Below are 1734 nucleotides of genomic sequence, written 5' to 3'. Positions count from 1 at the left end.
TTTGTCCTTGGCGGCGGGATCGGGGCTGGCGGCGGGGTTTGCGTATTTGTGGAACAAAGTGGCCGGCGGGTGGGCCCGGCGCGGTGAAGGCGCGCGCCGGGCCCCTTGGTCGGGGTGCGGGGGCTCAGAGCTTCTCGGTGAGCTCGGGCAGCGCGGTGAACAGGTCGGCGACGAGGCCGTAATCGGCGACCTGGAAGATCGGCGCCTCCTCGTCCTTGTTGATCGCCACGATCACCTTCGAGTCCTTCATCCCCGCGAGGTGCTGGATCGCACCGGAGATGCCGACCGCGACGTAGAGCGCGGGCGCCACCACCTTGCCGGTCTGCCCGACCTGCCAGTCGTTCGGCGCGAAGCCCGAATCCACCGCGGCGCGGCTCGCGCCGACGGCGGCGCCGAGCTTGTCGGCGAGCTTCTCGATCAGCGCGAAGTTCTCCTGCGAGCCGACGCCGCGGCCGCCCGAGACCACGATCCCGGCCGAGGTGAGCTCGGGCCGGTCGCTCTCCGCGAGCTTGTCCTCGACCCAGGACGACAGGCCCGGATCGGCCGCGGGCGCCACGTCCTCGACCGCCGCCGACCCGCCCTCGCCCGCCGGCTCGAAGCCGGTGGTGCGGATGGTGATCACCTTGGTGGCGTCCCGGGACTTCACCGTCTGCACCGCGTTGCCGGCATAGACTGGGCGGTCGAAGCTGCCGTCGCCATGCACCGCCAGCACGTCGGGGATGATCATCACGTCGAGGAGCGCCGCGACGCGCGGCATGATGTTCTTGGCGTCCGTGGTCGCAGGCGCGGCGACCACCTCGTGGCCTTCGGCCAGCTGCGCCACCAGCGCCGCGACCGGCTCGGCCAGCCGGTGGCTGTAGAGCGCATCCTCGGCGCAGAGCACCCGGGCCACGCCTTGAATCGTCGCGGCGGCGTTCGCCGCCTCCTTCGCCTTGGCGCCGACGCACAGGAGCGTCACCTCGCCCAGAGCCTGCACCGCCGAGACGGCGCGGGCGGTGGCGTCACGGTTCAATTCGCCATCCGTGACCTCGGCCAGAAGCAGCACCCTCATCCCACGACCCCCAGATCCTTGAGTTTCTCGACCAGCTCATCGACCGAGCCGACCATCATCCCCGCCTTGCGCGCCGGCGGCTCGGCGGTCTTCACCACCTCGAGCCGCGGGCTGATATCGACGTCGAAATCCGCCGCCGTCTTCTCATCCAGGGGCTTCTTCTTGGCCTTCATGATGTTGGGCAGCGAGGCGTAGCGCGGCTCGTTCAGCCGCAGGTCCACCGAGACGATCGCCGGCAGCTTCACCGAGATCGTCTGCAACCCGCCATCGACCTCGCGCGTCACCTGGGCGTGCTCGCCCTCGATCTTCACCTCGGAGGCGAAGGTGGCCTGGCTCCAGCCCAAGAGCGCCGAGAGCATCTGCCCGGTGGCGTTCATGTCGTTGTCGATCGCCTGCTTGCCGCAGAGCACCAGCTGGGGGCTCTCCTGCTCGACGACCTTGGCGAGGATCTTCGCCACCGCCAGCGGCTCGATGTCCTGATCGGGGGCCTCGGCGGCCACCACCAGGATCGCCCGGTCCGCGCCCATCGCCAGCGCCGTGCGCAGCGTCTCCTGTGCCTGCTTCACGCCGATCGAGACCGCGACTACCTCGGAGGCGACACCCGCCTCCTTCAGCCGGATCGCCTCCTCGACCGCGATCTCGTCGAACGGGTTCATCGACATCTTCACGTTCGCCAGGTCGAC

General features: G+C 69.8%; 2 protein-coding genes. Both read right to left on the bottom strand.

Translation table 11 applies throughout. The annotated features are described in order from the left end of the window. Positions 1-124: 124 nt before the first annotated feature. A complete protein-coding gene (locus LOS8367_RS18545; RefSeq protein WP_085898008.1) occupies positions 125-1051 on the bottom strand; it encodes an electron transfer flavoprotein subunit alpha/FixB family protein in 927 nt (308 codons plus the stop codon). After that, a partial coding sequence (locus LOS8367_RS18540) for an electron transfer flavoprotein subunit beta/FixA family protein (protein WP_085898007.1) occupies positions 1048-1734 on the bottom strand: 687 nt, incomplete at its 5' end. The genes LOS8367_RS18540 and LOS8367_RS18545, both read right to left, overlap by 4 nt.

The sequence above is a fragment of the Limimaricola soesokkakensis genome (assembly GCF_900172345.1).
In the GTDB taxonomy this organism is placed as follows: Bacteria; Pseudomonadota; Alphaproteobacteria; order Rhodobacterales; family Rhodobacteraceae; genus Limimaricola; species Limimaricola soesokkakensis.
This window is presented reverse-complemented; position numbering and strand designations above follow the sequence as displayed.

What these genes read in the sequence shown, in the direction of transcription:
- LOS8367_RS18545 (WP_085898008.1), bottom strand. Translation starts at nt 1,051, where the DNA reads ATGAGGGTGCTGCTTCTGGCCGAGGTCACGGATGGCGAATTGAACCGT.